General features: G+C 63.8%; 26 protein-coding genes. 8 read left to right on the top strand and 18 right to left on the bottom strand.

Annotated elements, in window-relative coordinates:
• Window positions 1-58 precede the first annotated feature (58 nt).
• The 4 genes from AB3X94_RS11665 to AB3X94_RS11650 all read right to left on the bottom strand — a co-directional run bounded on the left by AB3X94_RS11665 (window position 59) and on the right by AB3X94_RS11650 (window position 3,982).
• Window positions 59-643: an LUD domain-containing protein gene (locus tag AB3X94_RS11665; protein WP_176106048.1), complete on the bottom strand. Its 585-nt coding sequence runs from the start codon at window positions 641-643 to the stop codon at window positions 59-61.
• Window positions 630-2,033 carry a lactate utilization protein B gene (locus AB3X94_RS11660; protein WP_176106049.1) on the bottom strand — a complete coding sequence of 468 codons (1,404 nt, stop codon included), beginning with the start codon at window positions 2,031-2,033 and terminating at the stop codon, window positions 630-632. Before AB3X94_RS11660 ends, AB3X94_RS11665 begins: the two co-directional genes overlap by 14 nt.
• The gene (locus AB3X94_RS11655) at window positions 2,030-2,773 is read right to left on the bottom strand and encodes a (Fe-S)-binding protein (RefSeq protein WP_368611589.1); all 744 of its coding nucleotides are present in this window, start codon (window positions 2,771-2,773) and stop codon (window positions 2,030-2,032) included. Before AB3X94_RS11655 ends, AB3X94_RS11660 begins: the two co-directional genes overlap by 4 nt.
• 216 nt (window positions 2,774-2,989) lie before the next feature.
• A complete protein-coding gene (locus AB3X94_RS11650) occupies window positions 2,990-3,982 on the bottom strand; it encodes a LacI family DNA-binding transcriptional regulator (protein WP_368611588.1) in 993 nt (330 codons plus the stop codon).
• 234 nt (window positions 3,983-4,216) lie between these two features.
• Here AB3X94_RS11650 and AB3X94_RS11645 point away from each other — a divergent pair, with 234 nt between their 5' ends.
• Together AB3X94_RS11645 and AB3X94_RS11640 are read left to right on the top strand one after the other, a co-directional pair.
• Window positions 4,217-4,984, top strand: coding sequence for a sugar phosphate isomerase/epimerase family protein (locus tag AB3X94_RS11645; protein WP_368611587.1), 768 nt, complete (start codon window positions 4,217-4,219; stop codon window positions 4,982-4,984).
• Between the two features lie 3 nt (window positions 4,985-4,987).
• Complete coding sequence (locus AB3X94_RS11640) at window positions 4,988-6,127, top strand: Gfo/Idh/MocA family protein (protein ID WP_368611586.1); 1,140 nt, start codon at window positions 4,988-4,990, stop codon at window positions 6,125-6,127.
• 44 nt (window positions 6,128-6,171) lie between these two features.
• Here the strand turns inward: AB3X94_RS11640 and AB3X94_RS11635 are convergent, their stop codons facing one another.
• Together AB3X94_RS11635 and AB3X94_RS11630 are read right to left on the bottom strand one after the other, a co-directional pair.
• The gene (locus tag AB3X94_RS11635; protein ID WP_368611585.1) at window positions 6,172-6,918 is read right to left on the bottom strand and encodes a FadR/GntR family transcriptional regulator; all 747 of its coding nucleotides are present in this window, start codon (window positions 6,916-6,918) and stop codon (window positions 6,172-6,174) included.
• 95 nt (window positions 6,919-7,013) lie between these two features.
• The gene (locus AB3X94_RS11630; RefSeq protein WP_368611584.1) at window positions 7,014-8,753 is read right to left on the bottom strand and encodes a peptidase S10; all 1,740 of its coding nucleotides are present in this window, start codon (window positions 8,751-8,753) and stop codon (window positions 7,014-7,016) included.
• Between the two features lie 217 nt (window positions 8,754-8,970).
• Between AB3X94_RS11630 and AB3X94_RS11625 the strand changes: the two genes are divergently transcribed.
• Together AB3X94_RS11625 and AB3X94_RS11620 are read left to right on the top strand one after the other, a co-directional pair.
• Window positions 8,971-9,960, top strand: a complete 990-nt coding sequence (locus AB3X94_RS11625; protein ID WP_176106056.1) for a ferritin-like domain-containing protein — start codon at window positions 8,971-8,973, stop codon at window positions 9,958-9,960.
• A 193-nt stretch (window positions 9,961-10,153) separates the two neighbouring features.
• Window positions 10,154-10,951, top strand: a complete 798-nt coding sequence (locus AB3X94_RS11620) for a sulfotransferase (protein ID WP_176106057.1) — start codon at window positions 10,154-10,156, stop codon at window positions 10,949-10,951.
• 9 nt (window positions 10,952-10,960) lie between these two features.
• Here the strand turns inward: AB3X94_RS11620 and AB3X94_RS11615 are convergent, their stop codons facing one another.
• Both AB3X94_RS11615 and AB3X94_RS11610 read right to left on the bottom strand, forming a co-directional pair.
• Window positions 10,961-12,136, bottom strand: a complete 1,176-nt coding sequence (locus AB3X94_RS11615) for a pyridoxal phosphate-dependent aminotransferase (RefSeq protein ID WP_176123742.1) — start codon at window positions 12,134-12,136, stop codon at window positions 10,961-10,963.
• 165 nt (window positions 12,137-12,301) lie between these two features.
• Window positions 12,302-13,783: an RNA polymerase factor sigma-54 gene (locus AB3X94_RS11610; RefSeq protein WP_368611583.1), complete on the bottom strand. Its 1,482-nt coding sequence runs from the start codon at window positions 13,781-13,783 to the stop codon at window positions 12,302-12,304.
• A 510-nt stretch (window positions 13,784-14,293) separates the two neighbouring features.
• On the opposite strand from AB3X94_RS11610, the gene AB3X94_RS11605 reads away from it, so the two are divergent.
• Entirely contained in the window at window positions 14,294-14,632 is a 339-nt protein-coding gene (locus AB3X94_RS11605; RefSeq protein WP_176106060.1) for a BON domain-containing protein, read from the top strand.
• A 91-nt stretch (window positions 14,633-14,723) separates the two neighbouring features.
• Here AB3X94_RS11605 and AB3X94_RS11600 read toward each other — a convergent pair whose 3' ends face one another.
• From AB3X94_RS11600 to AB3X94_RS11575, 6 genes are all read right to left on the bottom strand, one after another.
• The gene (locus AB3X94_RS11600) at window positions 14,724-15,176 is read right to left on the bottom strand and encodes a PA2169 family four-helix-bundle protein (RefSeq protein ID WP_176106061.1); all 453 of its coding nucleotides are present in this window, start codon (window positions 15,174-15,176) and stop codon (window positions 14,724-14,726) included.
• 370 nt (window positions 15,177-15,546) lie between these two features.
• Window positions 15,547-16,128 (bottom strand): hypothetical protein, encoded by a 582-nt coding sequence (locus AB3X94_RS11595; protein WP_176106062.1) that lies wholly within the window; start codon window positions 16,126-16,128, stop codon window positions 15,547-15,549.
• 100 nt (window positions 16,129-16,228) lie between these two features.
• Window positions 16,229-16,573, bottom strand: a complete 345-nt coding sequence (locus AB3X94_RS11590) for a DUF1488 domain-containing protein (RefSeq protein ID WP_176106063.1) — start codon at window positions 16,571-16,573, stop codon at window positions 16,229-16,231.
• Entirely contained in the window at window positions 16,570-17,142 is a 573-nt protein-coding gene (locus tag AB3X94_RS11585; protein ID WP_368611582.1) for a DUF4142 domain-containing protein, read from the bottom strand. The genes AB3X94_RS11590 and AB3X94_RS11585 overlap by 4 nt, the downstream gene beginning before the upstream one ends.
• 80 nt (window positions 17,143-17,222) lie before the next feature.
• Window positions 17,223-17,774, bottom strand: a complete 552-nt coding sequence (locus AB3X94_RS11580; RefSeq protein ID WP_013091830.1) for a type 1 glutamine amidotransferase domain-containing protein — start codon at window positions 17,772-17,774, stop codon at window positions 17,223-17,225.
• Between the two features lie 146 nt (window positions 17,775-17,920).
• Window positions 17,921-18,265 (bottom strand): chemotaxis protein, encoded by a 345-nt coding sequence (locus AB3X94_RS11575; RefSeq protein ID WP_176106065.1) that lies wholly within the window; start codon window positions 18,263-18,265, stop codon window positions 17,921-17,923.
• Window positions 18,266-18,388: 123 nt separating this feature from the next.
• Here AB3X94_RS11575 and AB3X94_RS11570 point away from each other — a divergent pair, with 123 nt between their 5' ends.
• A complete protein-coding gene (locus AB3X94_RS11570; RefSeq protein ID WP_368611581.1) occupies window positions 18,389-19,669 on the top strand; it encodes a DNA topoisomerase IB in 1,281 nt (426 codons plus the stop codon).
• Between the two features lie 27 nt (window positions 19,670-19,696).
• Here AB3X94_RS11570 and AB3X94_RS11565 read toward each other — a convergent pair whose 3' ends face one another.
• Both AB3X94_RS11565 and AB3X94_RS11560 read right to left on the bottom strand, forming a co-directional pair.
• Entirely contained in the window at window positions 19,697-19,993 is a 297-nt protein-coding gene (locus AB3X94_RS11565) for a hypothetical protein (RefSeq protein ID WP_176106067.1), read from the bottom strand.
• Window positions 19,994-20,078: 85 nt separating this feature from the next.
• The gene (locus tag AB3X94_RS11560) at window positions 20,079-20,390 is read right to left on the bottom strand and encodes a hypothetical protein (RefSeq protein ID WP_176106068.1); all 312 of its coding nucleotides are present in this window, start codon (window positions 20,388-20,390) and stop codon (window positions 20,079-20,081) included.
• 325 nt (window positions 20,391-20,715) lie between these two features.
• On the opposite strand from AB3X94_RS11560, the gene AB3X94_RS11555 reads away from it, so the two are divergent.
• Together AB3X94_RS11555 and AB3X94_RS11550 are read left to right on the top strand one after the other, a co-directional pair.
• Window positions 20,716-21,222, top strand: coding sequence for a PRC-barrel domain-containing protein (locus AB3X94_RS11555; protein ID WP_176106069.1), 507 nt, complete (start codon window positions 20,716-20,718; stop codon window positions 21,220-21,222).
• Between the two features lie 62 nt (window positions 21,223-21,284).
• Window positions 21,285-21,698 (top strand): DUF3175 domain-containing protein, encoded by a 414-nt coding sequence (locus AB3X94_RS11550; RefSeq protein ID WP_368611580.1) that lies wholly within the window; start codon window positions 21,285-21,287, stop codon window positions 21,696-21,698.
• Window positions 21,699-21,736: 38 nt separating this feature from the next.
• Here the strand turns inward: AB3X94_RS11550 and AB3X94_RS11545 are convergent, their stop codons facing one another.
• Window positions 21,737-21,907 carry a hypothetical protein gene (locus AB3X94_RS11545; protein WP_246391831.1) on the bottom strand — a complete coding sequence of 57 codons (171 nt, stop codon included), beginning with the start codon at window positions 21,905-21,907 and terminating at the stop codon, window positions 21,737-21,739.
• 165 nt (window positions 21,908-22,072) lie between these two features.
• Window positions 22,073-23,221 carry a branched-chain amino acid ABC transporter substrate-binding protein gene (locus tag AB3X94_RS11540; RefSeq protein ID WP_368611579.1) on the bottom strand — a complete coding sequence of 383 codons (1,149 nt, stop codon included), beginning with the start codon at window positions 23,219-23,221 and terminating at the stop codon, window positions 22,073-22,075.
• Between the last annotated feature and the right edge of the window lie 25 nt (window positions 23,222-23,246).

Raw genomic sequence — 23,246 nt, 5'->3', positions numbered from 1 at the left:
AGGACCTGTATGTTTATACAGTGATGATAGCAAAGTCCGGCGCGGTATCTGCCGCGCGTCAGGCTGCGAGCCACACGACCGTCAACGAGCGCACGCCCTGCGCGCCGCGAATCAGTACGCCCTCGATATCGGCGGTGGCTGAAGGGCCGGTAACCAGCGCCGCGTAGCGCGCGCTGCGAAAATCGTCGCGACGATAGACTTCTTGCAGTCCATCGAGCAATTGCGCGGGATCGAGCAACACGACCAGATGCTGGACGATGTAGCCCAAGGCATTGACCACATATTCGCGCTCGCTGAACCACACCGAGCCGGTTTCGGCGACGCCAAAGCGCGCCCGCACCACACCGACGTCGACGTCCTGCAGCGACGCGGGGTCGGTATCGGCGCCGATCACGCGCGTGCCCGGCACTTGCGCGCTCGCCGATGCAATGGATACCGCCGCGCCAAAACGCTCGCGAATCAGTTCGCTAACGTCGCTCGCGCTTGCCGCCTCGACACAAGTGCCGCCCATCGTTTGCAGCGCCGCTGTGAAACGCGCTCGCAGATCGCCGCCAACCGCATCGAACAGCGGCACGTCGGGACGCGGCCGCGCGGCCGGTTGCGCGGCGCGTACTTTGGCAAGAAAAGCCTCACGCGTTGTCATTGCCGCCTCCGCGATTCTTTTTGTACCAGGCATGGAAAGTCATTTTCGGCGCTTCCGGCAATTCGCGCTGCCGGCCCCAGATATTCAGAGGGTTGTACAGCACGAAATTCGGCAGCCGCCGTAACGCGCTGCCCATCGACGCCACCGTCGCGCGATACAAGGTCGGACTCGATAGCAGACGCCCCGCCATCTTCAGCACTTCCTGCTTCACGAACGGCACTTCGTGCTGCTCGGCGATCACCGCGCGCCATTTATAGATCTGCTCGTGAATGTTGATCTTCACCGGACACACGTTCGTGCAACTGCCGTTGAGTGTCGATGCGAACGGCAGCGCGCTATAGCGCTTCAGATCGAAAGTCGGATTGATGATCGCGCCGATCGGCCCCGAATAGGTGCCGCCATACGACAGGCCGCCGCTGCGTCGATACACCGGACACGTATTCATGCACGCTCCGCAGCGTATGCATTTGAGCGAGTACCAGAAGTCCTCCATCGCGAGCCGTTCGGAACGGCCATGATCGACGAGGATGAAATGCATCTCGGTGCCCGGCCGCGGCGCACGAAAATGCGATGTGTACTGCGTGATCGGCGAACCCAACGCACTGCGCGACAGCATGCGCACGAACACGCCGAGATCCGACACCTTCGGTATCAGCTTCTCGATCCCGATCGATGCGATATGCAACGGCGGCACGTTCGCGGAAAGATCGGCATTGCCTTCGTTCGTGCAGACGACGACCGTGCCCGTTTCCGCCACCGCGAAATTGCAGCCGGTCATGCCAGCCGTTTTCTCGCGCACGAAATACGGCCGGGTATTCATGCGCTGGCTTTCTGCCAGATAGTGGATGTCGCTGTTCTTCGGATCGGTGCCGATGGTACGGCCGAACAGCTCGGCCACGTCCGCGCGCAGCTTGTGCACGGCCGGCACGACCATATGACTCGGGTCCTGATGATCGAGCTGCTGGATGCGTTCGCCGAGGTCGGTCTCCATCACGGTAATGCCGCGCGGTTCGAGATACTCGCGCATCCGGCATTCGTCGGTCAGCATCGACTTGCTCTTCACGAGCGTCGTCATGCCGCGCTCGGACATCAGCTGGTGGACGATCGCGTTGTGCTCTTCCGCGTTGGCCGCCCAATGCACGACCACGCCATTGGCCTCGGCCGCCGCCGCGAACTGCTCCAGATAGTCGGCCAGATGCGACAGCGTGTGCTCCTTGATGCCCGACGCCAGCGAGCGCAACGTTTCCCATTCGGCAATGCCGTGCGCCTGCGCGTCGCGCTTCTCGCGCAGGTCCCACAGACGCTTGTCGTGAAACGCGACATGCTCGGTTTTGCCGATAAAAGAACCCGCGGCTTTGGCGTGATCGATGCGGTGATGGTCGCCGCTCATGCGCGTGCTCCATTGAGAACCTGCGCGATATGAATGAAGCGCGCGTCGGCCTTCATGCGTTCGGCGCAACCCTGTTGGTGCATCAGGCAGGACATATCAGCCGAAACGATGTACTCGGCACCCGCATTCAGATGGTCGCGCACCTTGTCCTGCCCCATGCGCACCGACACCGCCTCTTCGGTGACTGAGAACGTGCCGCCAAAACCGCAGCATTCGTCGGGCCTCGCCGGCTTAACGAACTCGATGCCACTCACGCCTTCAAGCAATGCGCGCGGCTTTGAAAACGGCGTGCCGGCAATTTCCGACGCCGACGCCTGCCTCAGATGACGCAGCGCGCTGCAACTGGTGTGCAGACCGACGCGATGCGGAAACTCGGCCCACGGAAATTCGCGCGCGCCGATCACGTCGTGCAAAAACTCGACCAACTCGTAAGCGCTTGCGCGCACTTTCTTCACTTCATCGGTCTGCTCGAGCGCGGTCAGATGCTCTCGCACGTGATGAATGCAACTCGCGGACGGCCCGACGATGTAGTCGTAGCCGGCGAAGTTGCGCGCGAATAGTCGCTCGGTGGCGGCGGCGTCCGTATGCGCGCCGCTATTGGCCATCGGCTGGCCGCAGCAGGTCTGCTGTTGCGGATAGTCGACCTCGATGCCGAAACGTTCGAGCAGTTCGAGCGTCGCGATGCCGACCTCTGGATAGAACGCGTCGATAAAGCACGGGATGAACAGCGCGACTTTCATAGGACCTTCAGGAAATGCGGCGGGGATGATGTCGATTGACCGGTGCGGCCCGTCTGGCCGTCTTGGTCATGTTGGTCTGACCAAGACTATAAGAAAGTCGGTTGGCGGTGTCAATTCGAGCGGCCCGATCACCACGGCAGAGTAAGCGCGACCTTGGGCAGCGGGAGCTTGTTCGTCGGCCATCGAGCCGCCGCGTCCGTTCTCCAACACGACCGCTCAAACCGACTCCCGCAGCACCAGCCGATGCTGCAAGATGCGCGGCGCGGGGCGTCGGCCGTCCAGCAGCGCCAGCAGCATTTCGGCGGCCGCGGCGCCCAGTTCGACCATCGGCTGGGCCACGGTCGTCAGCCCCGGCTCGAAGATGTCGGCGATGGGCACGTCGTCGAAGCCCATTACCGCCACGTCGTGCGGCACCCGCCGGCCGGCCTTGCTAAAGCACTTGATCGCGCCGATCGCCAACGTGTCCGATACGGCGAACACCGCGCTCGGCGGGTCCACCACCGCCAGCAGACTTGCCGCCGCCTGGCTTCCGGCGGCGTAGCTGTTGTCGCCAGTCACACAGACAAGCTCGGGCGCAGGTGCGAGGCCGGCGCGCGACAGTGCCGCGTCATAGCCCTCGCGGCGCTGACGCGCATACAGGAAGCGCTCATCGCTCGTGACGAAGCCGATGCGCCGGTGGCCCTTGTTGATCAGGTACTGCACTGCGTCCGTAGCGGCCTGGCGGTGATCGATGCTGACATAAGGCACATCACTACCGGGCATGAACTCCGAGCAATTGACCCACGGCTTGCCATTCGCCGCCTCGCGCCGGGCTGCCTGGTCGGACATCGGCACGAGATTGATGACGCCGTCGCTCAGACTGCCGAGCAGCGTCGGCAGCGACGCGTCCGCTGTGCCCGCCCAGGCTTCCAGGTCGGCCGGAAGCAGCGTGTAACCGGCCTGGCGACTGACCGCGGCGGCCCCGCGCACGATCTCGGCGTAATAGGGATTGGCGAAATCCGGCATCAGCATCAGCAGAATGCGGCTCTGCCCGGTACTCAGGCTGCGGCCGAACGGATTGACGCGGTAGTCCAGTGCGCTCACAGCCGCCTCGACCCGCTCACGTGTGGCCGCCGACACGGGCTTCGTCCCGTTGAGCACACGCGACACCGTGGCAATCGACACGCCAGCTTCGCGGGCTACGGCTTCGATAGAGGGTTTGCTTCGCATAGGTAACAATTGTAGCACCGCCGGGAAAATTTTTTCCCGATACGCATTACTCAGAAAGCAAATTGAGTGGAGAGGCAGGCGTACATTGCCGGGGCCGTGGCTCTATCTGCCTGCATAGGGGTAAAGCCCATGTTCCGGAGAAGCAGGAAAGCGCTTACCCTCTGACCTGCACTGCTTCACTGCAATCGCTGCTCCAATCCGTGCCGCATCCCTTGACTCCTTGGACTGACGACCATGAATCAAGCCTTGCCCATTTCCATCCAGATTTACAGCCTGCGTAATGCGGGCGACCTCGACCGGCAGTTCGACATTGCAGCCCAAGCCGGATTTCGCCAGGTCGAGCTGATCGGGTCCTTGCTGGAAAATGCGGCCGATACCCGGAACAAGCTTCGGGCCCGCGGCCTGAGCGCCTCGTCCAGTCACCTCAGCATGGCCATGCTGCGTGAGCGTTTGCAAGAAGTCATCGCGGCGTGCGAGACCATCGGTTTCACCCAGCTGGTCATGCCCGCCGTGCCGCCAGCCGAGCGCGACAGTGATGCCGCATACTGGCGGGCGCTCGGCAGCGAGCTGGGCGAGCTCGCTCATCGGCTGGCCGATCAGGGCATCGGTCTCGCTTACCACAACCATGATTGGGAACTGAGAGCGAAAGAGAACGGCGCCACGGCGCTGGAACTGCTGTTCGAGTCCGCCGGGGCAAGCCCGCTCGGCTGGCAGGTGGATGTAGCCTGGCTCGTTCGCGGCGGCGCCGATCCGCTGCCGTGGCTGCGTCGTTATACGGGCCGTGTGGTCTCGGCCCATGCGAAAGACCTCGCGCCCGCAGGTGAAAAACTGGACGAAGACGGCTGGGCCGACGTGGGTCACGGCGTCATGGATTGGCCCACGCTCTCCGCGGCCTGCCGCGAAGCGGGTGCGCGTTTCCTCGCCGCCGAGCACGACAATCCCAGCGACGGCGAACGCTTCGCCCGCAATGCCTTTGCCTATCTGCACCAGCTCGGAGCCTGATCCATGAAACCTGTCCTCATCGGCATCATCGGTTGCGGCAACATCAGCGATGCCTATTTCACCGGCGCGGCAAATTCCGAGTTCGCGCGCGTCAAGGCTTGCGCCGACTTGCGTCCGGAAGCCGCCCGGGCCAAGGCCGCGCAGCACGGCGTTGCCGCGATGACGGTGGACGCGCTGCTGGCCGACCCCGACATCGAAATCGTCATCAACCTGACGGTGCCGCACGCGCATGTGCCGGTAAGCCTGCAGATTCTCGAGGCGGGCAAGCACGTCTACCTCGAAAAGCCTTTGGCTACCGACTTCGCGTCCGCACGCGCGATGCTGGCGCGAGCCGAGGCGTCGGGATTACGCGTGGGCTGCGCACCTGACACTTTCTTCGGCGCTGCCCATCAGGCCTGCCGCGAGGCGCTCGATGCCGGCCGCATTGGGCGCGCCATTGGCGGGGCCGTGGCCGTGTTGTCCCGCGGCATGGAATCCTGGCACCCCAATCCAGAGTTTTTTTTCAAGCCGGGCGGCGGTCCCATTCACGACATGGGCCCGTATTACGTGACCCAGCTGGTCAACCTGCTGGGACCGGTAGCGCGCGTGACCGCGTGCGCGAGCATCGGTTTTCCACAGCGCATCATCTCCAGTGAGCCGCTCCGCGGCCAGATCATCGATGTCGAGGTGCCCACGACGGTCAACGGCATCCTGCATTTTGCGAGCGGAGCCAACGTGTCGATGAGTGCCTCGTGGGACGTGTGGGCCCATCAGCGTGCGCCCATCGAAATCTATGGCACCGAAGGCACCCTGTTGGGCGTCGACCCGAATTTCTTTGGCGGAAGTCCGCGCGTGGCCGAACGTGATAGTGGCTTCAAGCCGCTCGACACACAGCATCATCCCTTTGGTGTCGACAACTTCACGTTGAGGAGCGGCGCGCACGTGGCCAACTACCGCGCCGTGGGCGTACTGGACATGGCGGTGGCGTTGCGTCGGGATCGGCCGCATCGCGCGAGCGGCGAACTGGCGTTGCATGTGCTGGAGGTGCTGGATGCCTTCGAACGCTCTTCGCGCGAGGGACGGCACATCGATATCGACACCGCCGTGCAGCGACCCGTGGTCGTGCCATTGGGACGAGGCGAAGAGGTATTTCTCGCCGACTGACCCGCCTGGCCTGCGTCGCCAGAGGTTTCGCGTGGCCGGGCAACTCAGGAAATCACGGCAGCCGACGGCTTCGTCGCATCGTCCTTGTAAATCTCGCGCACGAAGGCCAGATGCCGCTCGGCGGCCTTGCGTGCTTTGGGCGCATCGCGTGCGACGACCGCGTCGTAAATCGCCTGGTGCTGGCTCATCAACTGCTTTTCCATCGCAGCGTCGTAATCGATCAAGCGATGATACTGGCGCATGCCCTCGCGAATCAGCGTGTGAATGCCGTGCATCACGTGCGCCAGCGCGACGTTGTGCGTGGAGTCGGCGATCGCGAGATGAAACGCGGCATCGAGTTCGGCGAGATTCGCGCAATCGCGCGACGAGGACGCAGCCTTCAAGGCCTCGAACGCCGCGCGGATTTTCTTCAGGTCGGTGGCGGTTGCGCGCTGCGCGGCATAGACCGTCGAAATCGCTTCGAGCCCCTGGCGCAGCTCCAGAATGTCGGCACTGGTACGCGGATTCTGCAGCAGCAGTTCGGCAAGCGGCTTCGAGATGATCGGCGCGGTCACGTCGACCACCGTGAAACCGCCGCGCCCCGACGTTTCGATGTAACCGTCCGCTTCCAGCCTGATCAGAGCCTCGCGCAGCGACGGCCGCGACACGCCGAGCTGCGCCGCGAGATCGCGCTCGGCCGGCAGCCGGTCACCGGGCATCAGCGAGCCCTCCGAGATCAGTTGCTTGATCTGGTCGGAAACCACGTCGGAAATGCGCTTGCGCGCGAAGGACGGAATCGGGGTGAATGGCATAAGCGGCAAACGATGAAGCGCAGTTGACGAAGCGCGCGGCTACTGCACGGTGCGTGGAATTATACCGTTCGACATCGTGCGCCGATTCGCCGATCTCAACGCGGCTGAGCCGTATAAAAGCTCACGAGATCACGCTTCATCGCGTGCAGCGCGGCATCGTCGAGGTACACCATGTGGCCGGTCGGATAGTAGGCAATCCGCACGTTCTCGCGCAGCGACCGGTCGAGGCCGAGATGCGCGAGCGCATATTCGGTCGCGTAGAACGGCGTGGCGAGATCGAAGTAGCCGTTCAGCGACAGCACCCGCAACTGCGGATTCTGCCTCATCGCTTCGGCTAGATCGCCGCCCGCGTACGGCAGCTCCAGCCGTTCGCCCCACCATTCACGGTGTTTCCAGTCCCACTGCTTCAACGCGTCGTCGCTGAACACCAGATAACGGTCGGTCGGCGTGTAATGCAGGTCTTCCGACAGATGCTGATGAAGCGCCGCATTGAACGCATTCGACACGCTGTTCACCGACGCATCGAAATCGGGATCTTCCGCTGCATCGTCGTAATTCCGGCCTTCGACTCGCGCATCGTAGCGCCCTACGCTGCGCGACTCGTTGCGCAGCAACTCGTTTCGAAAGCGCGACGGATAAAGACGCAGACGGTTGCGCTTCACGAAGCCCACGTCGAGACCGGTGAAGTACGCGACGCGCGCGGCGATCGCGTCGCGCTGATCGTCGGGCAGCGCATCGCCCTGATCGAGCGCCTGCGCATACGGTCCCCGTGCGAACGCGCGCGCTTCGTCGAGAAACGCCGTCAAGTTCGCGGGCTTCGGCGTGACCTTGTCGTGATACCACGCGATCGCCGCGAAACTCGGCAGATAACTCACGCTCTTGAAATCGGTGCCGGGCGTGAACGCCGCGGAATTTAGCACCGACGACAGCAGGATCACGCCGTTCAGCGCGATATTGTTCTGCCCCAGCCGATAAGCGAGCATCGCCGCGCGCGCGGTGCCATACGATTCGCCGAACAGGTACTTCGGCGAATTCCAGCGCTGATTCACCGTCAGATAACGGTCGATGAATTGCGCAAAAGCACTGACGTCCTGATCGACGCCCCAGAAGTCCTTGCCCGTGCCATGCCCGACCGGTCTCGACAGGCCCGCGCCGACCGCGTCGACGAACACGAGGTCCGAGACCTCGAGCAGGCTGTCGGGGTTGTCTTCGAGCGTGTACGGCGCGGGCGGCGTGCTCGCGGGGCTCGCGGTGCGCACCCGCTTCGGGCCGACCGAGCCCATCATCAGGAATACGCTGCCAGCGCCTGGGCCGCCGTTGAACAGAAAGGTGATCGGACGCGTCGCCGGCGTTTTGGTCGGCACCGTGTACGCGACATAGAACACGCTCGCGGTGGGCACGCCGGACTTATCGTGCAGCAACAGATTGCCGGCGCTCGCCGTGTAGTCGAGCTTGCGACCGTTCAAGCGAAGCGAATGCGTGGTCACGCTGGTGGTTTCGGGCGGCACCGGAATCGCCGGCGCCGACGCCCTGTCGTTGCGTGGCCTCGCCGTCGCGTCGGCCGAGTCCGGTGCATTCGATGCGGCCGTCCGCTTGCGCGGCTCGTCGTTCGGGCGCGCTGTCATCGGGTGCGGCTCGCCCGATTCGCCGACCTGCGGCGCGGTCGGCGCGGAGGCGGCGGCGTCCGTGCCTCCCCTCGCATCTGCCTGTCCGGCTGCCATGCACCGTTCGCCGAACGACACCACAGCGGCGACGGAAAGCGCCACCGTCAGCGCGGCGCCCGGCAATGCCACTGTCAGCAAGCGGCGCAATGAGGAAGAGAAGCGAAGAATCATGAAGTCGTCCGCGACGAGTCGAAGTGCGCTGGAATTCCGTCTAGCCGGATTCCGGGGCAAAGCCGGCGTTCGATTCTTGACGCAAGTTTGCGCGGCGTCAACCGTCGGTGTCACGGCACGCACCAACATTACATTGCGCTTTTTCCTCCACGTGGCGCACACCTGCGCAGTCATGGCAGAATCGACAGCGCCTTCGTCGCCTTGCCGGGAATACCCAATGGACCAACTGGTACTGGATGCATTCGACGCCGCCGCGCTGATCCCCGGCTTTCGCGCGCCACACCTGCCGCAGGAACAGCCGGACGCCTCGACCCTCGACGTCGCCGAGCACGCGATGCGGCACTGGACGAGCGCCGTCAGCGGCCCGCTGACGCCCGGCTCGGACGTGCACCGGCGCGAAATGTGCCGCATGTTTCGCGAAACCTTCAATCCGTATCGCCCGTCCGTGCTCGCATGGCCGCCGCTCGAAGCCGCGACGCTCAAGCGCATCGTCGATCTGCCGATCTGGGACATCGCCGTGCAAACCGAAGGCAGAGCGCGCCTGCGCATGGCCGCCTACGCGGCGACGCTCGACACCCCGGACCTGCGCGACGCGCTCGCTCTTAACGCGTGGGAAGAAAACCGCCATAAGGAAGTGTTGTCGCGCATGGTGCATGCGTATGGCATCGAGCTCGCGAGCGAGCCGCCGTACATCTATCCGAAAGACACGGAACGGGCTTACCTCGTGACCGGCTATAGCGAATGTATCGACAGCTTCTTCGCGTTCGGCCTGTTCGAGGTGGCGCGGCGCTCGGGCCTGTTTCCGCCGGAACTGACCGAGACTTTCGAGCCGGTGATGCAGGAAGAGTGCCGCCACATTCTGCTGTTCGCGAACTGGGTCGCCTGGCATCGCGCGCAGCTGTCGTGGTGGCAGCGCATCCGCTTCGAGCTCAAGGTGGCGGGCGTGTGGGCGTTTCTGATTTGGGAGCGTATCGGGCTCGCGCGTGCGATGGATGCCGATGGCAACGTCCACGAGCACGATAACAACTTCACGGTCAACGGCGCGCAGTCAGTGACGGATGTCGATATCAGCGTGCCCGAATTGATGCAACTGTGTCTTCAGGAAAACGAACGTCGCTTCGCGGGGTATGACCCACGGCTGTTGCGGCCCGAAACGATGCCGCGGCTGGTGCGCTTCGGCTTGAAATTCGTGCGCAAGAAAAGGTAAACCGCGAGTAAGCCACGCGGAACGCATACGCGTTCTGCCGGCGCGCGCCCCACATTCGAGAATTGCGAATCGCTGCTTGACGGTCGAAGTCACTCGCGATCGCAGCGAATGGCGCGGGAGTCATGCCCGCGTCAGGCTGACGCCATGCGGCTTGCGTAAGCTAGGAACCCAGACGAACGACAAGGAGCGCGCAATGGAGTCTTTCCCGCTGTTCATCGTCGGCTCGCCCAGGTCCGGAACGACCTTTCTTTGTTCCGTGCTGAACGCGCATCCTCTGATCCAGCTGACCAACGAATGCCGCGTCTTTGCATTGCTGAAGGACTTCCTCGAAGTCGGCTGCCATCGCGCCGATCTGCTCGGCGAGAGTTCACGCGACCGCCTGCTCGCATTCGGCCATCGTACGTTGGGCGGATGGGTCGAGCGCTTCTATCGCGAAGAACTGAAGTTCGGCGCGCCGATCTGGGGCGACAAGCATCCGTCGTACGCCGACCCTACGGTACTGTCGGGCCGAACGGGCTCGATCGAACGCCTGCCGCGCTCCGGTTCCTGCTTGCGTCTGATACGCGAACTGCTGCCGCAGGCGCGCTTCATTCATATCCACCGCGATCCTCGCCACGTGGCCAATTCGCTCTTGCACAAGCATTGGACCGGATCGATCGAAGACGGCATCCGCGTGTGGGGGCAATACGTCGGCGAGATCAACGCATTCTTCGAAGAGATCCCGGCGCCTCACGCATTGACCGTGTCGTACCGGAAGGTCATCGAAGAACCGTGTGAGACGGCGGCGAGCATCGGGCAGTTTCTCGGCCTCGCGGATGCATCGCCGATCAGCGACTTCCTGATCTCGCAACGCCGCTCGCCGACGCCGTTCAGCGATCCGGTGACCGATATCGGCGATCTATATCTGATTCCGGATACGGCCGCGAGCGACGACACCCTGCTCGCTCTCGCGGGAAGCCAGGCGCGCCGGCTGGGTTATGCGGCGGCCTGAGGTGGCCTCTCAGCCGCGCACCCCTTCCACGAATCGCGCGATCCTGTCGCACGCCTCGATCAATCGATCCTCGCCCACCACCAGCCCCAACCTGACGAAGCCGTTCGCCGTTTCCCCGAACGCGCTCGCGTCGAGCACGGCCACGCCTTGCGCGCGAAACAGCTGCCACGTGAACTCGGTCGTATCGAGCCCGGTCCCGCTGACGTCGACCATCACGAACATGCCGGCTTCGGGCAACAGGCATCGCAAGCCCGGCACGCGACGCAAGCGCTCGAACACAACGTCGCGCCGCCGCCGGTAGATCTCGCGGATCTCGGCGACGAACTCGGCCCTGTTCTCCAATGCCGTCAATGCGGCCTGCTGGATGAAGCCCGGCAGGCCGTACAGCATTGCGAGCGCGAGCCGCGCCATGTGCTCGATCAGCGTCGCCGGCCCGATTGCCCAGCCGACGCGCCATCCCGCCATCGCGTGCGACTTCGACAAGCTGCCGATCGTGACCGTGCGCTCCGCCATGCCGGGCAGCGACGCAATGCTCACATGGTCGCGTTCGAACGTCAGTTCCGCATAGACCTCGTCGGACAGCACCCACAGGTCGTGCTCGCACGCAAGCCGCGCGATGCGCTCGAGATCCGCGCGCTGCATCACGACGCCGGTCGGATTGCATGGCGTCGCGAAGAAGATCGCCTTCGTGCGCGGCGTGATCGCCGCTGCGAGCGCGTCGCAATCGACGTGAAACGCGCGCGCCGGATCGACCGGCACCGCGACCAGCGTCGCGCCCGCCGCGCGCACGCAGGCCTCGTAGGTCAGATACATCGGCTCGGGAACGATCACTTCGTCGCCCGCTTCGAGCAGGCACAGCGACACCGCGAACACGCCGTTTTGCGCGCCGGCGGTCAGCACCACGTTGGCCGCGCTCACGTCACGGCCCGTGGTACGCGCGTGCTCGGCGGCGATCGCGGCGCGCAGCGGCTCGCGACCGGCCATCGCCGTATAGTGCGTATCGCCCGCGCGCAGCGCATCGATCGCGCGCTCGACGATCGGCGCCGGCGTCGAGAACTCGGGGTCTCCTACGCTCAGCACGATCACGTCTTCGCCCCTCGCTGCCGCCTGCTGCGCGACCCGATGAATTTCCCACGCCGACGTGCGACGCCCTTGCAGCCGCTCGACCAGATTCGAATACTTCATTGCGCTCACCCGTTCCATTCGACCCGCCAATGTAAAGGCACGCCGGCGAAACGTCCAGATACGAAAAAGGGTCATGCGAGCGGACAACCTCGCATGACCCTGTGCGCAATGTACTGCTGTTTGAACGACTGCTTTGCTTCAAACCCCCGTTAAAACTTCGGTGCGTCAAAGCTGCCGGCGCAGTTCCGCCGGCGGCACCTTCATCAGATGCCGGTATTTCGCCACCGTGCGCCGCGCGACCAGCACGCCCTGATCCGCGAGCATCTTCGCGAGCGTCACGTCCGACAGCGGATCGCGCGTGTTCTCCGCGGCGATCATCTCCTTGAGCAGCGCGCGCACCGCCGCGGCCGAGCAGGTGCCGCCGCTTTCGGTGCCGAGCTCGCGCGGGAAGAAATGCTTGAACTCGAAGATGCCGCGCGGCGTCGCCATATATTTGTTGCCCGTCGCCCGCGAGATCGTCGATTCGTGCAGACCCAGCTCGTCGGCGACGTCGCGCAACACCATCGGCTTCAGCGCGATCTCGCCGTACTGGAAGAAGGCCTTCTGATGCGCGACGATGCATTCGGCCACCCGCTGGATCGTGTCGAAGCGCTGCTGCGCGTTGCGGATCAGCCAGCGTGCTTCCTGCAGCTGCTGTGCGAGCGGCGAGCGGCTCGCGCCGGCCGACTGCGCGAACAGCTGTGCATACATGCGATGGATTCGCGCGCGCGGCTGCACTGCCGGATTGATCGACACGACCCACTTGTTGCGCGCCTGACGCACGATCACGTCGGGCACCACATAGTTATCCTCGGCGCGGCCGTAGCAATTGCCCGGCTTCGGATCGAGCTTGCGCACCAGCGCGCAGGCAACGCGCAGTTCCTCCGCGCTGCAGCCGATCTGCTTTTGCAACTCGGCCTGCTCGCGGCGCGCGAGACGTTCCAGATGATGCTCGGCGATCTGCCGCGCGACGTCGCGCCCCGGCGTACTGGCGGGCAGCGCATTGATCTGCAGCGCGAGGCATTCCGACAGCGAACGCGCGCCGAGCCCCGGACGATCGAGCGATTGCACGAGGCGCAACGCGACCAGCAGTTCTTCCTCGGTCAGCGTGGGCTCGAGATCGACGCTGTCGGCGAGGTCGGCGAGCGACTGCCGCATATACCCGTCTTCGTCGAGTGCCTCGATGATGAAACGGGCCACCGCGCGATCGCGGTCGTCGAGCCGGTATAGGCGCAACGCGTCGTGCAACTGCTCGCGCAGCGTGGGTTGCGAGCGAGCCCATTCGGCCGGGTCGCTGCCGTCCGCGTCGCCGTTCTGGCGCGCCGAACTGCGCGAACCGTAGTCGCCGGAAAAATCGGCGGGCATGTCGTCCTGGCCCGCGCTTTCGAGCGTATCGCTAGCGGAGTTTTCCGCCGGCAGTCCGTCCGGCTCGGCGGCTAGCGCATCGGCGGCGGGCACGTTGGCGTCTTCGCCATCAGCCGGCGTCGTGCCGGCGAGCGCGACGTCCTCTGCTTCGGATGAGTCGTATTCGAGGAACGGATTGGTATCGAGCGCCGTGCGCAATTCCTGCTGGAACTCGAGAGCCGACAATTGCAAGAGACGCACCGACTGCTGAAGACGAGGCGTCAGTGCAAGAGACTGCCTTGTGCGTAGTTCGATTGAAGGCATTGGAGTTGATCCCGTTCGTTGGTAGTCAAAGACTCAATGAGCCGAGTGCACTCTTCAATGCAACGTCCGTACCAGGTCGCGCAAGACGCTGTTTTGATTACGCTTTGTTTATTCAGGCGGAGGAATTGACGGGACCGCGAGCGCCGGTTTTTACAAACGGCTGGCAATTTGCGGTCCCTTTTCTTCACACCTCGGACGGCCTCGGGCACGGTCGCAACGCAGCCCTATTCATCAGTCGAAAAACCCTGATGGATACGGCTTTCGCGGGCGGTGTCAGCGGGACCCCAGCGGCCGGGCACGATACATGCGGAGCAGCGTTGTGTGGACGGACGCCGCCCTTCGTAAACACGCCAGTCATGCGTGGATGCGAGTACGGCGCCCGGTGTCGAGAAACGGGCCCCTGACGGTACCGTAGCGGCCACGACCCCACGTGTGTCATCAGCGGCTTGCGCCGCGATCGGCCACCGGCAACAAGACCGCCATTTTCATCACCACCTGAAGGAGAAAACCATGAAGACGATCCAGCTTCTGAAGACCGCAGGCAGTATCGCTGTCGTCGCGTTCGCGCTGAACGCGAACGCCCAGACCAGCGCTTCGGCTCCGCCCGCGGCGTCGGAAAGCGTCGGCCAGCATATCGACGACGGCACCATTACGACCAAGGTCAAGGCCGATCTGCTTGCCGCGAAGAACGTCAAATCGACGCATATCCACGTGAAGACCCGCAAGGGCGTCGTGTGGCTCACGGGTTCGGTGCCATCGGCCGAAGACAAGACCGCCGCCGAGGATGTCGTGCAGAACGTGAAGGGTGTCGAGAGCGTGAAGAACCATCTGAAGGTGGCCGCCGACTGATATCCGCATGATCGGTTCACGCCGATTCGACTGAGCGGAACGAAAAGAGCCGGCTGCGGAGCCGGCTCTTTCTATTGCATCGATGCGTCGATCAACGCTTCATCGCCGCATACCGGTCGCGCAGATCGCGCACACGATCATGATTCTGCAGTACGCCCTGGTATTGCCGCTCGACGATCGCACGCACATCGGCCGGCAAATCCTTTTCGAGCGCATCGTGATAGCGCTTCTTCGCGACGTCCTCGCCCTTTTCGCACTCGGCGAGAATCGCATGGTCGCTGCGATCCGAAACCGCCGATCTGACGTCGACCCAGCCGCGATGCAGCGCACCGGTCATGCTGCCGCCGGTTTCCGGCTTGCCGCCCAGGGTCTGAACGACATCCTGCAACTCACGCGCGCCGCGCGAGCACTCGTCTGCTGTCGAGCGAAACAGCATCTTCAGCTCTTCGTCGTGCGCATCCTCGGCTGCCTTCATAAAGCCCTTTTCGCCATCCTTCGACGTTTCGACCAGGTCATTCAATACGGAAACAACGTTGGTAGCCATTCAATACCTCCAAGGGTTTCGTTCATCGCGGAATCCGCCGCACGGAGCTTTTTATGTGCGTCGCGATGAATCGGTTCGACGCGCGGCGGGCTGCATGGGATAGCTCGCATCACGCGTGCCCGGCATACACGCTTGGCGCCGCGTTTCGATCTTCGCTGGAGTGGCACAGCAGTTGCGGCCGCTCGCATGACGGCATCACGCCTTCCTCATGCTGGCCGACGAATAGCGAAAGGCAGCTCGAACGATTTCAGCCGCCGCACGACACGCGGCAACCGTGGGTGTAACGCGACGTCGAAATCGCGCGGTAAACCGAAAACGGCCCGATCATCGTCATCGGGCCGTTTTCCGTTGGCATACCGCATCGCTTACATCACTCGCGCTTCTCCGCGAATTCCTTGACCGGTTCGGGCGTCTTCAGTGGATCGAAATCGGCCCAGTGCCCCTGCTGCCAGCGGCCGGTCGCCTTCTCGATCGACACGCCGCCCGCTTCACGCAGCACGCGTGCGGCATCGAGCTGATTGTCGGGCGACACGTGCACGGCGACGAGCACGCCCGATTTGCGGGCCTCCTCGTGATACGGCACGCGATAGTCCGATTTGCCATGCTCCTTGGTGCGCAACATCGCGCCGATCAGCGAGCCGACATACGCGCCGACGCCCGCCGCGATCGGCGACACCAGCAGCGGTGCGGAAAACGCCGCGAAAATCGCCACGCCGATCACCGCGCCGATGACCGCACCGATCGTCACGCCCAGGCCTCCGCCTTTGGGCGCCTCTCGCGCGCCGGGGTCGGCATCGGTGTCGCCGCCGATCGGGAAGCGCGCATGCTGGCCGCGCGGATTGACGAAAAACAGCGTGACGTCCTCTTCGACGAAACCCGCCTCGAAAAGCTTTTGCGCCGCGCCTTCCGCGGCCGGAAACGTCGTGAAGCGTGCTGCGACGATGAGTGACATTACGCCTCCTTTATCGTTGATTGGCGTTCACGGACCATACCATCGCCGGGGTGGCGCGCGTCACGAGCAGCGCGCCCAGTCAGTGCGACACGCGGCAGCCCTACGCCGCAGTGCCGCGATCCGGTTCCATGCCTTCCACTCTGAACAGTCCGCTATGCAACACCACGCCTTCTCCGTTGTTCTGGTCGAGCGCTTCCGCGCAGACCGAGCGGATGCGCTGACGGCCTCTGTCGAAGGCGGCCATCAACGCAGGTTCGAGCGCGGATTCCGCGCCGAAATGATCTTCCAGAGCCTCGGCGGTGATCAAGCAGACCACCGGCTCGCCATCGACGCGCGCAAGAAACCGCACGGTCAGATTGGCGCCGTCGAAGACCGGGTCGTCGTCGGGGAAAGTGATCTGCATCAGAGAGTCCTCATAAGCAGGCCGTGGCAGGATCGCGTTCATGACGAGCCCTTCAAGTTGCCGGCCAGTTGCTGCGCCATCTCGAGGTGATGCTTGATGGTTGGCAGCGCTTGCATGGCCGCGGCCTTCAGTTGCGCGTCGGTGCCGCTTTCGCTTTGCTGCTGGAACAGATCCACCGCACGCTGATGCGCTTCCACGCCGACCTGCTCGACGTAGGCCGCATCGAACCCGGAGCCCTTCAACGTCTGCAGTTTGCCGACCAGTGCGGAATCCGCGGACGGCGTCGGCTTGAAGCCCTTCTTCGCGACCAGCGCGGCCATCGCATGCGAGAGCTTCGTGTGGTCGGCGATCATCTGTTGCGCGAACTTCTTGACCTGCGGATCGTTCGAGTTCTTCAGCGCGATCTTGCTGGCGGCGATTTCGGTGGCGTCCGACTTCGACGCTTCGAGCACGAACTGCTGATCCGCGGGCGACAGCGTCGTTTTACCGGCCGGCGCGGCACTCGCGGGCGCATCGCTCGCCTGCGCGCTGGCCGTGTCGATCGTTGCCGCGCTCGCGCCCAACGCGGCCAGCGCGGCGGTCAACACTTGTAGGGAATACCGGAATTTCATGCACTTTCTCCCTGTCGAATCGCCGATGCGCAGTGTCGAATCACGATGCGCCGGCGTCGAAGCCAGCGCGCCGCATTCGATCAAGCCGCCTTGCGCTTCGTCAGTTGCCCGATCAGCGTCTTGTTGAATGCGGGCAGGTCGGCGGGTTTGCGGCTCGAAATCAGGTTGCCGTCCTCGACCACTTCCTGATCGACCCACGTGCCGCCCGCGTTACGAATATCGTCCTGCAGGCTAGGCCAGCTCGTCACCGTGCGCCCCTTGATGATCCCCGCCGATACCGGCAGCCACGTGCCGTGGCAGATCACCGCGATCGGCTTCTTCGCGTTGTCGACCGCTTTGACGAAAGCCTGCGCCTGCGGCAGCAGTCGCAACGCGTCGCCGTTCACGACGCCGCCCGGCAACACCAGCGCGTCGTAGTCTTCGGGACGGGCTTTGTCGAACGTCGCATCGACATCGACGGTGTCGCCCTTGTCGACGTGCTTGAAGCCCTGGATCTTGCCCGGCTTCGCCGAAATCACGTGGACCGTCGCGCCCGCCTCGGTGAGCGCGCGTTTCGGCTCCACGAGTTCCGCCTGCTCGAAGCCGTCTACGGCGAGTACCGCTACCTTGTAGCCATTCAGTGCATCAGTCATGCGTCCTCTCCTTACAGTGGCGCCGCGCTCGCTTGCTCGTTATGCAGGTGCATAGCGCGGCGCCTTCACTAAAACGTTGTCCCGCAAGACGCGTGCCCGTTTGCGCCGGTCAGCGCGAGCCGCTTCGTGCGCCAAACGCAACATGGTCAGACATCGGTTTCCTCTTCACCGGATCGCTCCGCGCCCGGAGGCACTCGCGGATCGACGACGTGGTCGGTGTCGATATCGCGATCCGCTTCCAACGTCGAATCGCCGTCGGCCGACGCGCGCTCGCCCGTACCCGAGCGATCGGTATCGCTGCCGAGCTCCGCGTCGCCGGTTTCGAGCGCGTGATTGTCGAGCTCCGTATCGACGTCGAAATCGTGACGCTTCGCGCCCGCCACGTCGCTGCCGCTATCGGACGAGTCGCTGGGACCCAGCGCGCCCGTCGTGCCGGAGGTTTGCTTGACAGTCCGCTGCGGCTCTTCATCGGGATTGAGTGTGCTGGTCATGAAAGCCCCCTTTCCAGTTGGTCACGTCGACTTATTCCGCAAGGACCGTTCCGCTCAAGCGCCCCGGTTCAGGGTGAATGGCATTCCCCTTGCTTCAGCCGCTTGAAACTTCTACTTGCGACCATGACTACCGCGACTCATTCCACGACCGCATCACGCAACCCGGCGAGCGCGACCGACAACACCGCACCGCAGCCGATGCCGCCGGGACTGCGCCACGCCGACGACGCGAAACCCGGCTACACGCGCAAGCGCGAGCGGAACGGCTTCATCTATTTCGACCTGAACGGCAGGCGCATCGTCGATGAGAACGAGATCCAGCGCATCAACTCGCTCGCGATTCCCCCCGCCTATGAAAACGTGTGGATCTGCCCCGATCCGCGAGGTCATCTTCAAGCGACCGGCCGCGACGCGCGCGGCCGTAAGCAGTACCGCTATCACCCGCGCTGGCGCGAAACGCGCGACGCCGACAAGTACGAACGGATGGCCGAGTTCGGCCGCGCATTGCCGAAAATCCGCGCGCGTGTCGCGCGTGACCTGAAGCTGACCGGCATGCCGCTCGACAAGGTCGTCGCGGCCATCGTGCAGTTGCTCGACACGACGCTGATTCGCGTCGGCAGCGCCGAATACGCGCGCGACAATCAGTCATTCGGATTAACGACGTTGCGCAAGCGGCACGTGAAGATAAAGGCCGGTCAATTGCGCCTCCAGTTTCGCGGTAAGAGCGGCATCGAGCACGACGTGACCGTGGACAATCCAACCGTCAAGCGCATCGTGCGACGTTGCGCGGAGCTGCCCGGCCACGACCTGTTCCAGTATCTCGACGAAGACGGCACGCGCCACGGCGTCGGCTCGGCCGATATCAATGACTACCTGCGCCGCGTGAGCGGCGCCGACTTCACCGCGAAGGACTACCGCACATGGGCCGGCAGCGTATATGCGCTGGCGGCATTGCGCCGTTTGATGTGCAGCAGCGCAGCCGAAGCGCGCGGTCATATCGTCGCAACCGTGAAAGACGTGGCGAGCCTGCTGCGCAATACGCCCGCTGTCTGCCGGCGCTGTTATATCCACCCGGCGATCATCAGCGCGTTCGAGGCCGACGAATTGCGGAGCCTCGCGCCAGGTCAAGCGCGCCGCGGACTCAAGGTGGATGAAGTGGCCTTCGCGGTGCTGCTGGCGCAGGCGGAAAAACGCGCGGCGAAACTCGCGCGCGCGACCAGTGGGAAAGGACGCAAGACGCGGGAGTCGCCGGCCGACGACACCATCAACGGTTCGCTGACGAGTCTGCTGAAAAAATCGCGCGTGGTGCGCAAGAAATCCCCGGCCGCGAAACACGAAAGCGCCGCGGCCCAAATGCACACTGGGCTGGAACTTCCATCTGAATCGAAACCGGCGGCCCAGTGACGGGCTCGGCGATGAATCGGCGAAGGCTCAAACGTCTTCCTCGAATGCCGCCATCACGAGCCAGACATCGCGCTCGCCGTCCCGTATCTCCGCCGCCAGCGCATACTCGTCGCCAGGCGAACAAACGCTCGCGAGCGTGTTATGCGCGACTTCGCCGTTGTCGAACACGCGCTCCGACAACGGCCGCACTTCCTGCTTGCCTTCGAACATCGGCTGTTGCCGACGATACACGAGCGTCTCGGATTTCCAGTTGCTGAAGCACTCGCGAACGTGCGCGAAGTCCCCCCCGCAGATGTTCGCCTGATAGTGAATGTTCCTGGTCACGATATTCTCCCCCGATGCGAAGCGGCATCGTCCGTGCGTCACGACGAACGCAACGGTGCATCGCCGCTTGCGCATCGATCCAGCGTTACTGTCCCTTTGTATCGCTGCTGGCATCGGCGCCGGGCGTGTTCGTCGTGTCGTTCATTGGCTTCGTTGCCTTCGACTTCTTGTGATGGTGCTTCATCGACGAAGTCGAGCCCCCGGTGCTGCCCATCGCATTCGGTGCGGGCTCGTTGCCCGCCGTCGGCGCGGCGGTCGCCGCGCCATGCGCATTGCCGCCGCCGGCGCCGCTATTGCCGTTGCCGCCGCCCGTCTGCGCGAACGCGGCGCCCGACGCGAGGGCGCCCGACGCGGCCACACATGCCGCGACCAGCCATGCCTTCGGATACTTGCTCATCTGGCTTCTCTCCATGAAGTAAAAAGGACGGTTGTGATCCTTCAGTTCCTGCCGCCATCGCTGAAAGTCGAGCAAGGCCTATGCCGCGCGATGCATGCGTCGCATGCGCGCTTCGCGCTTCGCCGGGCAGCGCTTGCGTCGGCATGGACGCAATAATTGCAAACGCGCTCGCATCCTTTACGCGCGCGGCGCCTCGTCGGGAGAATGCGGCGCCGGCTGGTATCGAGAAACTGCCGAGTAACGGGGGAGCAACTGCGCCGCACGGCTCGATGGAACGGCCGTTGCTAAATGTCTCGGTACATTCACCCCATCAAAGGAGCCCATCATGGTGATGCAGACCCAGACGCAAGGCGCGAACATCGTCGGCAAAGGCGCCGCGACCGCGGAAGGCCCAGGCCCGGACGTAATGGCTGCGGCTACGCTCGACGGCAACAAGGTCATCAGCAGCGACGGCGAGCACATCGGCAAGATCAAGGACATCATGCTCGACGTGCGGTCGGGCCGCATCGCGTATGCAGTGCTGTCGAGCGGCGGTTTTCTCGGCATCGGCGACAAGCTGCTCGCGATTCCGTGGAGTGCGCTGACGCTCGATACGCAGGAAAAATGCTTCGTATTGAACATGGTGGCCGAGCGCGTGAAGAACGCACCGGGATTCGATAAGGATCACTGGCCATCGATGGCGGATCAGACGTGGGCCACCACCGTGCATCAGTACTACGGCAGCGAACCGTACTGGGGCGGCGACGTCTATACGAACCGCAACGACGTGGGCGTCGGTGAAATTCCCCCGGGTTCGTCGGATGCACCCGAGGCCGGCGGCGTGAAGCTCTGATCGCCGAACCGACCATTTCCGATGCGTGGCCAGTCCGGCATTCCGCTTCAGGAGCAAACACAATGGCGACCCGAAAGACCAGCAGCAGATCGAAACGCCCTGTGTCGCGTGGCAAGTCGGGACGGCCACCGCGCCAGCGCCATGCGCAGGCGCAGGCCGCGCATCGCGCCAAAACCGCGCAGTCGAGCGGCGCATCCGGCGCGAAGAAATGGTCGCATCATGTGATGGAAACGAGCGACGCGATGGACATCCAGAAGAATATTTTCAAAACCGGCAGCGCGGAGTCCATCGCGCAATCGTTGAAGCACTCGTCGACGGTGAGCCGACGACGCAAGGGCACGCCGTTTCAATCGGCGATGTCGATGCTCAATTTCTACGTCAATCGGGCGGGCCGAAACCTGCCGAAGGAGCGGCGCGATACGTTGCAACAGGCCAAGCGCAAGCTGCGCGAAGCGTTTGGACGCGAGCCGCGGTGAGCTGCCGGGATCGCGGCGGCATTACGCGGCCAGACGCTTCAGTCGTCGCCAGGCTGAATGCCGAATGCACTCTGCACGGCATGACCCGGCGAAGACGATGGCGGGTTATCCGCTTCGTCGAAAGCCGACAGCACCGCGCCGATATACGTCGCGTGCCCGCTCGCGATTTCCGATGGCGCGCGGCGAAAGCGTTCCAGTAACGCACGCATCGGCGGTCCCTCGTCCACGAAGCTATTGACCATCCCCATCGCGCCGCCGATCCCCCTTATCGGTGATTCGATCTCACCTGCGATTTATGGGCAAGCGAGTCGTCATTGAAGGTGTCGAAACTGCAGAACTGTTTGCGTGGGTCAAGACAATCGATCAGATCGACCTCACACCCCACCGCCGCCCACGGTCCGCTGACTCTTCCACTGCCCCTGCTGCACCTCGAACAGCGTATAAGGCGGCTTGATCAGATCCCCATGCGGATCGAACGCGATTTTCCCCGTCACGCCCGTTACGTTCACTTTCGGGAAAGCCGCGACGATCTTCGCGCGATCGAGCGAGTCCGCGCTCTGAATTGCCTGAATCATCGCGAGCGCGGCGTCGTAGGCGAACGGCGCATACAGCTCGACATCCTGATTGAAGCGCGCCTTGTAGCGCTTGCCGAACTCCTGCGCGGACGGCAGCTTGTCGAGCGCAGGACCGGGCTCGAGATCGCGCGTCCCCTCGCCCGCGTTGCCGGCAATCTGCAGGAACGCGTTGCTCTTCAGCGCCCCCGCGCCAAACAGTTGCGCGGGCATGCCGAGCGAGCGCATCTGCTTGACCAGCATCGCGCCTTGCTCGTCGAGTCCGCCGAAAAAAATCAGGTCGACGTTTTTCTGCTTCAACGAAGTCAGGATCGCGCGCAGATCGACCGCCTTGTCGTTCGTGAATTCGCGATCGACGACATTGCCGTTCGCCTGCTTTGCGCCCTTCTCGAACGCATCGGCGAGGCCCTGGCCGAACGCGGTGCGATCGTCGATGATGCCGATGCGCTTCGCCTTCAACTGCTGCACCGCGAACTCGCCCGCGATCACACCGCCCACGCCGTCGTGCCCCATCGTGCGAAACACGTTCGCGAAACCCTGCGCCGTGAGCGCCGGATTCGTCGAGCCCGGCGTGATCATCGCGACGTTCGCCGTGTGATAGACGGCCGAGGCCGGAATGCTGCAGCCCGAGTTGTAATGGCCGATCACGCCGACCACGCCGTCGTCGACGAGCTTCTGCGCGACCTGGATCGCGATGCGCGGATCGGCCTGATCGTCCTGCACGTCGAGCACATATTTGACGGGTTTGCCGCCGATCATCGGATGCTTCTCGTTCGCTTCATCCACGGCGAGCTGCGCGCCGTTCTGCAGATCCTTGCCGACCCGCGCGACCGGTCCGGTCAGCGGTCCGACGAAACCGATCTTGACGATTTGCGGCTCGGCGCCGTACGACGGCGCATGCGCGCACAACATCCCAAGGGCGAGTGCGACAACCAGGTTTCTGCGTTTCATGATGTCCGTCCTCTTCCGTGCAGCA

Origin of the sequence: Paraburkholderia sp. BR10923 (assembly GCF_040948765.1) — a bacterium.
Lineage (GTDB): Bacteria > Pseudomonadota > Gammaproteobacteria > Burkholderiales > Burkholderiaceae > Paraburkholderia > Paraburkholderia youngii.
The sequence above is the reverse complement of the archived record's forward strand: the minus strand, read 5'-3'. Positions and strand labels throughout refer to the sequence as shown.

Excerpts from the sequence above, each read along its gene's own strand:
- AB3X94_RS11665 (WP_176106048.1), bottom strand. The coding sequence starts at position 643 with ATGACAACGCGTGAGGCTTTTCTTGCCAAAGTACGCGCCGCGCAACCG.
- AB3X94_RS11660 (WP_176106049.1), bottom strand. The coding sequence starts at position 2,033 with ATGAGCGGCGACCATCACCGCATCGATCACGCCAAAGCCGCGGGTTCT.
- AB3X94_RS11655 (WP_368611589.1), bottom strand. The coding sequence starts at position 2,773 with ATGAAAGTCGCGCTGTTCATCCCGTGCTTTATCGACGCGTTCTATCCA.
- AB3X94_RS11650 (WP_368611588.1), bottom strand. The coding sequence starts at position 3,982 with ATGCGAAGCAAACCCTCTATCGAAGCCGTAGCCCGCGAAGCTGGCGTG.
- AB3X94_RS11645 (WP_368611587.1), top strand. The coding sequence starts at position 4,217 with ATGAATCAAGCCTTGCCCATTTCCATCCAGATTTACAGCCTGCGTAAT.
- AB3X94_RS11640 (WP_368611586.1), top strand. The coding sequence starts at position 4,988 with ATGAAACCTGTCCTCATCGGCATCATCGGTTGCGGCAACATCAGCGAT.
- AB3X94_RS11635 (WP_368611585.1), bottom strand. The coding sequence starts at position 6,918 with ATGCCATTCACCCCGATTCCGTCCTTCGCGCGCAAGCGCATTTCCGAC.
- AB3X94_RS11630 (WP_368611584.1), bottom strand. The coding sequence starts at position 8,753 with ATGATTCTTCGCTTCTCTTCCTCATTGCGCCGCTTGCTGACAGTGGCA.
- AB3X94_RS11625 (WP_176106056.1), top strand. The coding sequence starts at position 8,971 with ATGGACCAACTGGTACTGGATGCATTCGACGCCGCCGCGCTGATCCCC.
- AB3X94_RS11620 (WP_176106057.1), top strand. The coding sequence starts at position 10,154 with ATGGAGTCTTTCCCGCTGTTCATCGTCGGCTCGCCCAGGTCCGGAACG.
- AB3X94_RS11615 (WP_176123742.1), bottom strand. The coding sequence starts at position 12,136 with ATGAAGTATTCGAATCTGGTCGAGCGGCTGCAAGGGCGTCGCACGTCG.
- AB3X94_RS11610 (WP_368611583.1), bottom strand. The coding sequence starts at position 13,783 with ATGCCTTCAATCGAACTACGCACAAGGCAGTCTCTTGCACTGACGCCT.
- AB3X94_RS11605 (WP_176106060.1), top strand. The coding sequence starts at position 14,294 with ATGAAGACGATCCAGCTTCTGAAGACCGCAGGCAGTATCGCTGTCGTC.
- AB3X94_RS11600 (WP_176106061.1), bottom strand. The coding sequence starts at position 15,176 with ATGGCTACCAACGTTGTTTCCGTATTGAATGACCTGGTCGAAACGTCG.
- AB3X94_RS11595 (WP_176106062.1), bottom strand. The coding sequence starts at position 16,128 with ATGTCACTCATCGTCGCAGCACGCTTCACGACGTTTCCGGCCGCGGAA.
- AB3X94_RS11590 (WP_176106063.1), bottom strand. The coding sequence starts at position 16,573 with ATGAACGCGATCCTGCCACGGCCTGCTTATGAGGACTCTCTGATGCAG.
- AB3X94_RS11585 (WP_368611582.1), bottom strand. The coding sequence starts at position 17,142 with ATGAAATTCCGGTATTCCCTACAAGTGTTGACCGCCGCGCTGGCCGCG.
- AB3X94_RS11580 (WP_013091830.1), bottom strand. The coding sequence starts at position 17,774 with ATGACTGATGCACTGAATGGCTACAAGGTAGCGGTACTCGCCGTAGAC.
- AB3X94_RS11575 (WP_176106065.1), bottom strand. The coding sequence starts at position 18,265 with ATGACCAGCACACTCAATCCCGATGAAGAGCCGCAGCGGACTGTCAAG.
- AB3X94_RS11570 (WP_368611581.1), top strand. The coding sequence starts at position 18,389 with ATGACTACCGCGACTCATTCCACGACCGCATCACGCAACCCGGCGAGC.
- AB3X94_RS11560 (WP_176106068.1), bottom strand. The coding sequence starts at position 20,390 with ATGAGCAAGTATCCGAAGGCATGGCTGGTCGCGGCATGTGTGGCCGCG.
- AB3X94_RS11555 (WP_176106069.1), top strand. The coding sequence starts at position 20,716 with ATGGTGATGCAGACCCAGACGCAAGGCGCGAACATCGTCGGCAAAGGC.
- AB3X94_RS11550 (WP_368611580.1), top strand. The coding sequence starts at position 21,285 with ATGGCGACCCGAAAGACCAGCAGCAGATCGAAACGCCCTGTGTCGCGT.
- AB3X94_RS11545 (WP_246391831.1), bottom strand. The coding sequence starts at position 21,907 with ATGCGTGCGTTACTGGAACGCTTTCGCCGCGCGCCATCGGAAATCGCG.
- AB3X94_RS11540 (WP_368611579.1), bottom strand. The coding sequence starts at position 23,221 with ATGAAACGCAGAAACCTGGTTGTCGCACTCGCCCTTGGGATGTTGTGC.